Genomic DNA, 7,046 nt, shown 5'->3' on the forward strand with positions numbered 1-7,046 from the left:
TTTTGAGGCTGATGCTAAATCAACTCATTTATTTGGTAACCTTGAGATTTAAGCATGACACATTCCTATGCCAGCCGTCGATATGACATTGATTGGCTCAGAAATTTAGCCTTTTTCATCCTGATTTTTTACCACATTGGTATGTACTATGTTTTGGATTGGGGCTGGCATATTAAAAGCGAACATACTTTTCGTTGGTTACAAGAAGTCATGATTTTAACCAACACGTGGCGGATGTCGTTGTTATTTTTTATCAGCGCCATGGCATTGTCATTGATCGAAAAACGCTATTCCATTAAACGTCTAATGGCTCTTAGAACGAATCGATTATTTGTGCCGTTAATATTTGGCATGTTCGTGATTGTCGCGCCACAAGTGTATGTAGAAGCGCGTTCGCAAAATCTCATAGAAGAAGGTTTCGGAGCGTTTTGGTTAGCCTACATCAACCCTAATACGGAATTACTAAAAGAGCATCAGTCAATTATTGGTTTGCTTACTTGGAATCATCTTTGGTTTTTACCTTATCTATGGATTTACAGTTTGATTGTGTTGGCTTTTCGACCCTTGTTAGCAAAAATTATCAGCGCCAGATTTTTTCAAAATATCCCATTCCCTGTAGCCTTTATAAGCATAGTGGCAGGGCTATTATTGATATATTTAACCTTGCGCCTCGATTATCCAACTACCCATGATCTAACCAACGATTGGTATAATCATGCTAAGTCTTTCTTCATTTTTGTATTTGGCTATATCTTCGCCCAACAAATAGGTTGGTGGAATAAGGTGGTTAGCAAGCGCCGTGGGTTCCTATGTTTAGCCATTTTGGGTTATGGGTTTATTGTTGCAGACAGAAATGGTGCTTTTACCTGGTTGGCTGAGCAGTATCAGAGTTCCCTTTTAGTTCGTGGCATTTATGGCACCATTTTTATTGTTAATCTTTGGGCTTGGATTTTTAGTTTAGTGGGATATGCAGGCCAATACTTAAATCGTCCGGCCAACGTGATCACCTATGCCAACGGGGCAGTGCTGCCTTGGTACATGTTCCATCAGACGCTTATTGTGGTTATCGCTTGGTATATTAAACCTTATATGCTGCCAACGCTTTTCGATTTTCTTATTATCTTATTGGGCACAACACTTGGGTGCGTAATTGGATATGAGTTGGTAAAACGGACAGTGATCACCAGATGGTTATTTGGCCTAAAACAAAATAAAACAGAAAAATACCGCGAATAAAAAATACGGGGTTTTTCATTCGTTTGTAATAATTGTATAATACGCGGACATCTTAACCCTGTTTATAAGAGACCATGATGACGCAGGTGAATCGCATAGATTCTATTGATTACCCATTTCCGGCAAAACCAGAAGTATTAAATGCAACACAGAATGCTTTTTACACTAACGAAATTAAACGTTTATTGGTTGAAAGAAACGCCGTTCTTGTTGCCCATTATTATACCGATCCTGAGATCCAAGCTCTGGCAGAAGAGACCGGTGGCTTTATTTCAGATTCATTAGAAATGGCCCGCTATGGCCGTGATAGTGATGCGCAAACCTTAATTGTTGCGGGTGTGAAGTTTATGGGGGAAACCTCGAAAATTCTCAGCCCACAAAAAACCGTGTTAATGCCCACACTAGACGCAACGTGTTCGTTGGACCTAGGTTGCCCAATTGACGAATTTAGTGCGTTTTGTGACGCCCACCCAGATCACACAGTTGTGGTCTATGCAAATACCTCTGCAGCGGTAAAAGCAAGGGCTGACTGGGTAGTGACGTCCAGTATTGCATTGGAAATTGTCGAACACTTGGATGCCATGGGTGAAAAAATTCTGTGGGGACCGGATCGTCACTTAGGTGCTTATATTGCCAAACAAACAGGCGCAGATATGTTGATGTGGCAAGGGGAGTGCATCGTCCATGACGAGTTTTCCGCCAAAGCCCTTAATGATATGAAGCATTTACACCCTGATGCTGCAATATTGGTACACCCTGAGTCTCCGGCAAGTGTGGTGGATATGGCCGATGCCGTGGGTTCTACCACGCAATTGATCAATGCTTCGCAAAAATTAGATAACGAAAAGTTTATTGTCGCTACTGATAGAGGCATTTTCTATAAAATGCAGCAATTGGCACCTAACAAAACTTTTTATGAGGCACCAACCGCTGGCAATGGCGCAACCTGTAAAAGCTGCGCCCACTGTCCTTGGATGGCTATGAATGGTTTAAAAGCTGTTTACGATTCATTGATGGACAACAACGGACATGAAATCTTCGTTGATGAAGATCTTCGACAAAAAGCGCTAGTACCGTTAAATCGTATGCTCGATTTTGCCGCAGAATTAAAAATGAAAGTTGCCGGCAACGCCTAAACTGTAGTCGGGGCTTTAGCCCCGAATGGGTTGTTTACCCGAGTTTTCATGGCCTAAAGGCCATGCTACAAGAATCTAGGTTGGGTTCGTTTGACAAGTAAGTTTGACCTGTAGTCGGGTGCTTTAGCCCCGAAGCATTAGATGTTAATGCCAGGTATTCATGGCCTAAAGGCCATGCTACAAGAATCTAGGTTGAGTTCGTTTGACGGGTAAGCTTGACCTGTAGTCGGGTGCTTTAGCCCCGAAGCATTAGGTGTTAATGCCCGATATTCATGGCCTAAAGGCCATGCTACAAGAATCTAGGTTGGGTTCGTTTGATAAGTAAGCTTGACCTGTAGTCGGGGCTTTAGCCCCGAGGCATTAGAAGTTAATGCCCGGTATTCATGGCCTAAAGACCATGCTACAAGAATCTAAGTTGAGTTCGATTGGCAGGTAAGCTTGACCTGTAGTCGGGGCTTTAGCCCCGAGGCGTTAGAAGTTAATGCCCGGTATTCATGGCCTAAAGGCCATGCAACAAGAATCTAGGTTGAGTTTGTTTTACGGGTAAACTTGATCTGTAGTCGGGTGCTTTAGCCCCGCATATCAATATTAAATGCCAGCCATGCTGGTATTTTCATTTAAATTTCATTTTCAATATTTACTATCACCAATTTACATTCACCCAAATAGGATTACGCCATGCTTGATTTAAGTCAGTACAAAGGAATCGTTTTTGATATGGATGGCACCATCATCGACTCCATGGGATCTCACGCCAAAGCCTGGCAGCAAACTTGTGAAAGCTTTGGCATTCCATACGACAAAGAATATATACATTCTCTTGGTGGTGTACCGACAAGAGAAATTGCCAAATTACTGAATGAAAAGTACGGCCTTAATTGTGATCTAGATAGTGTCGCTAAGAAAAAACGTGATGCATGGCTTGCTTTAGATGACAACTTAACCTTAATTACCGACACCTTTGATGTTATGAAAAAATATCAAGGCAAGCTAAAAATGGCGGTAGGTACAGGTTCTGAACGTACCAATGCTATTCGCATGTTAACGGAAACCGGATTGTTAGAGAGATTAGAAACCGTGGTTACCTCAACTGATGTTACCCACGGTAAACCCCATGGCGAGACTTTTCTGACAGCGGCTAAGAATATGGGGCTCAGTGCACAAGAATGTGTGGTTTTTGAAGACACTAAAATAGGCAAACAAGCGGCAGATAATGCTGGTATGGATTGCATCATGGTGATCAATGGAAAAATTCAGCTCCCCGCAGGTTGAACAAGTATTCACCAACAAACAGATATTCAACCTATGAAGTGCGATAAATAAGGGGACAAACAGCATTTTATTGCTTTTTCTGCTTGCTTACAGGCGCGTATTTCCCTAACATACGCACCCGTCTGAAAGTGACGGCAAGTAAAATACTTGGATAACGCGCACGCCGATGTTAATGTTTACATTTTATATCGAAAACGGTGAAGAATTTGGAGAGGTGGCTGAGTGGCTGAAGGCGCACGCCTGGAAAGTGTGTTTAGGGTTAAACCTAACGAGGGTTCGAATCCCTCTCTCTCCGCCAAATAAAAAGAAAGGCCCTAGCGAATTACGCTGGGGCCTTTTTTGTTTATTGGGTGTTTAGTAAAGATGGAAAGTCTGGGAAGTGATGATCGAAGTTATCAAAGTTTTGGACAGGCACATAACCTGCGGGGTCAGACTCCGCTGATTTCGTATTCATTTGGTCGTTTCTCACTATCGGCGCTGGGGGATTATGCCAATACTCAAACCTACGTTTTTATAAAATCCAACTTTTCAGCAACAAATAATGACCCGATTAGCAAAAATAATGCTTTTTACTTCAGTGTGATTAGTTGGCTAATTTTGGGGTTGAATTTAATGAGTATCGAGTGAAATTAAACAGTAAAGATAGAGAGAATAAAATGTTCGCAGGGTTAGATTTTGGTACCTCTAATTGTTCCATTGGTATAATAGAACAAAATGAACCTGTTCTTATTCCCCTTGAAGATGGCGAAACCACAATACCTTCTTGTGTATTTTTAGAGCATGGGGTGATTAAGCCAGAAAAAGTTTCAGAGACAGATTTATTAGCTCGTGTGAAAGCAGAAAAAGCGGCACAAACTCAAAGAGCTAAAAGTGAAACAGACGCGCGGGTTTTCACCGATGCAGAGCTTATCAATATTTTTCGCAAAGTAATCAGAGCTGAAAATCGCGAAGATGCTAAAACTAATCAACGTATGCAAACCGTAATGGAAGCGCTGGCGTTGAGCGACGATATTATTATTGGTCGAGAAGCGGAATTAGCGCACATTATTAATCCTGAAAATGGCTTTTACATTAAGTCTCCTAAATCTTTTTTAGGTGCAAAAATCACCAAAGCTCAGCAAGGCATATTTGCATCAGTTATTGAGAAAATGCTGGCGTTTATCAAAGAAGAATCTGAATACATAAAGGGTATTGAGCTGGAGAGTGTTGTTATTGGCAGGCCCGTTAATTTTCATGGTTTACAAGAAAAAGATGGAAATAGTCAAGCCCTAAGCATTCTTACCTCAGCGGCAAAAAAAGTAGGTTTTAAAGATATTGAATTTTTAATGGAGCCACTTGCCGCAGCCTATGATTATGAAAGACAGTTAAGTCAAGATAAGGTGGTGCTTATTATTGATTTAGGTGGCGGTACAACAGACTGTTCGGTGGTTAAACTAGGGCCTAGTTATATCAACAGCGATATTCGAGAGAGCAATATTCTTGGTTGCTCAGGAAAACGGATAGGGGGCATTGATATTGACAACAAACTAGCGCTAATGGGGATCATGCCGCACTTTGGTAAAGATATTATATTAACTAATGACCTGCCAATTCCTCCAACATTATTCAGACAGGCAGTGTGCGTAAATGATGTTGCTGCGCAGCGTGAGTTTAATTCAAATAGAACCGGTGTGGAATTGCAACGATATTGTTATATGTCTTTGGATAATAGAATCGAGCGATTAAAAAAGTTGCGTGACGACAAACTAGGACTCAAATTAAATAAGAGTTCTGAATTAACCAAAATAGCACTTTCAACCAAAAATTTGACCGAGGTTAACCTCGATTATATTGAATCAAATTTACAAATCTCAGTTAGTAGGGATCAACTAGGTGACGCTATCAGTGGTGAATTAAAGCAAATTGAGTCTATCGTGAATGAGTCTTTACTGCAGTCAGGCGCTAAACCCGACACCATTTTTGTAACCGGCGGTACTGCAATTTCCCCCGTCATTAAACAATGGATAAGTTCTATGTTCCCCGATACTGAGATTGTCATTGGTAACCATTTTGGTAGCGTTACATCAGGCCTAATTACCCATGCCCAACGTATATTTGGGAACTAAAATGTGGATAGTAATTTTATAAGATACTAGGAATTCTTGGAATCACCCCCCGGAAAACCTGCGGGGTCAGATCCCACTGATTTTGCGGGGGGCGATAAATCAACGGCTCTGACCCCATAGATTTTCGGAATCTTAAATCGTGGACAGGCACCTTTTGAAGTCATAGACAGGCATCTTTTAATTAGTGGACATTGGGGCCTATAATTTGAATCGGAGGTTGATGAATGATTTTAGTGCTCTTCTATTATTATTAAATACATCTGGTAATCATCTATTTGTTTCGAATTACCATCATAGAGGTGAATTTAGTGCAGGGGGAGGCATATCTCTTGTGCAAAGAAACAATTGAAATGTAAAAGTGAATAAAGGGACGAGGTTAGCCCAATGAACTCTTTTGCCGCCGTTTTCGCTTGTAGCGTTTTAGAGTGTCTGTTTGTCCAGCAGCCACACTAAAATTAGTTTCAAACGTTAAAAACATATCTTGCCAGGTGTGTTCATCTAATCCTAAACGCTGCAAAATGGGTGATTCCCCTATATTAATCGCCCCTCGTTTATCAGGATTAAGGCTGCGACCAGATAGGTCAACCAATTTCATATATTCGATTAAATCCAACGTTAACCCCTGCGGTTGTGGCTCTTTTGGGTTGCCAACAAAGGGCATCAATGTAGATGGTTGAAACCCTTTTTTGAAATCATGAATACGGCGTTTAATACTGGTGTGATTAGAAGACTCTGGGGTTGTTGCCATTTTTGCTCGTATAGGGTTTAAATCCACATACACCATACAGGCTGCTAAGGCATGTTCATCTAACAGTGCTTGTGATTTGAATCGTCCTTCCCAAAAGTGACCGGTACAGTCGTCTTCCTGGTTCGCTTGTCGAGCAATCGGCTCATTCAATTCTCGCATAAACCAGCTAATATCGGTTAATCGGCTTCGATAGACTGACAAGGTTGAATATAACGTGATTTGTTCAGTGTCGGTGAACTCTGGAGCTTCTTTTGAGGCGAACCTTTGCAAGAGCAAGGTGCCCTTGTGAAGCTTATGCCACCGCTGCGCAATATCTTTATCTGTCCAGTGTTTAGCTTTGTCTGAATTCACATGTAACACCACATGGGTGTGATTACTCATCACCGCATAGGCACAGACTTCAATGGAAAATACGGTGGTTAAAAATAGCAACCTGTCCTCTACCCACTGACGACGATGCTCATAGCTTTTCCCTGTTAGTTTATCTTCTCCACACAAATAAGCGCGCCGAACACAGCGAGATACACAATGATAATAAGGGGTATCGGA

At 41.5% G+C, this 7,046-nt stretch carries 5 protein-coding genes and 1 tRNA gene; 5 read left to right on the plus strand and 1 reads right to left on the minus strand.

Annotated features, from left to right (window positions below; all coding sequences use genetic code 11):
• Positions 1–54 precede the first annotated feature (54 nt).
• The 5 genes from ABJV04_RS18585 to yegD all read left to right on the plus strand — a co-directional run bounded on the left by ABJV04_RS18585 (position 55) and on the right by yegD (position 5,749).
• On the plus strand, positions 55–1,236 hold the full coding sequence (locus tag ABJV04_RS18585) for an acyltransferase family protein (RefSeq protein ID WP_348493100.1): 1,182 nt from the start codon (positions 55–57) through the stop codon (positions 1,234–1,236).
• 77 nt (positions 1,237–1,313) lie between these two features.
• The gene (nadA, locus tag ABJV04_RS18590; RefSeq protein WP_348493101.1) at positions 1,314–2,372 is read left to right on the plus strand and encodes a quinolinate synthase NadA; all 1,059 of its coding nucleotides are present in this window, start codon (positions 1,314–1,316) and stop codon (positions 2,370–2,372) included.
• A 678-nt stretch (positions 2,373–3,050) separates the two neighbouring features.
• Positions 3,051–3,644 (plus strand): beta-phosphoglucomutase family hydrolase, encoded by a 594-nt coding sequence (locus ABJV04_RS18595; RefSeq protein WP_348493102.1) that lies wholly within the window; start codon positions 3,051–3,053, stop codon positions 3,642–3,644.
• A 208-nt stretch (positions 3,645–3,852) separates the two neighbouring features.
• Positions 3,853–3,942 (plus strand) — tRNA-Ser (locus ABJV04_RS18600).
• A 325-nt stretch (positions 3,943–4,267) separates the two neighbouring features.
• Positions 4,268–5,749 (plus strand): molecular chaperone, encoded by a 1,482-nt coding sequence (gene yegD / locus ABJV04_RS18605; RefSeq protein WP_348493103.1) that lies wholly within the window; start codon positions 4,268–4,270, stop codon positions 5,747–5,749.
• Between the two features lie 376 nt (positions 5,750–6,125).
• Here the strand turns inward: yegD and ABJV04_RS18610 are convergent.
• Positions 6,126–7,046, minus strand: a 921-nt coding sequence (locus ABJV04_RS18610; RefSeq protein ID WP_348493104.1) for a transposase, incomplete at its 5' end; no start/stop codon positions are given.

This window comes from Aliiglaciecola sp. (assembly GCF_039982535.1).
GTDB lineage: Bacteria > Pseudomonadota > Gammaproteobacteria > Enterobacterales > Alteromonadaceae > Aliiglaciecola.

Coding starts and splice junctions, on each gene's coding strand:
- ABJV04_RS18585 (WP_348493100.1), top strand. CDS start 55: ATGACACATTCCTATGCCAGCCGTCGATATGACATTGATTGGCTCAGA.
- ABJV04_RS18595 (WP_348493102.1), top strand. CDS start 3,051: ATGCTTGATTTAAGTCAGTACAAAGGAATCGTTTTTGATATGGATGGC.
- nadA (WP_348493101.1), top strand. CDS start 1,314: ATGACGCAGGTGAATCGCATAGATTCTATTGATTACCCATTTCCGGCA.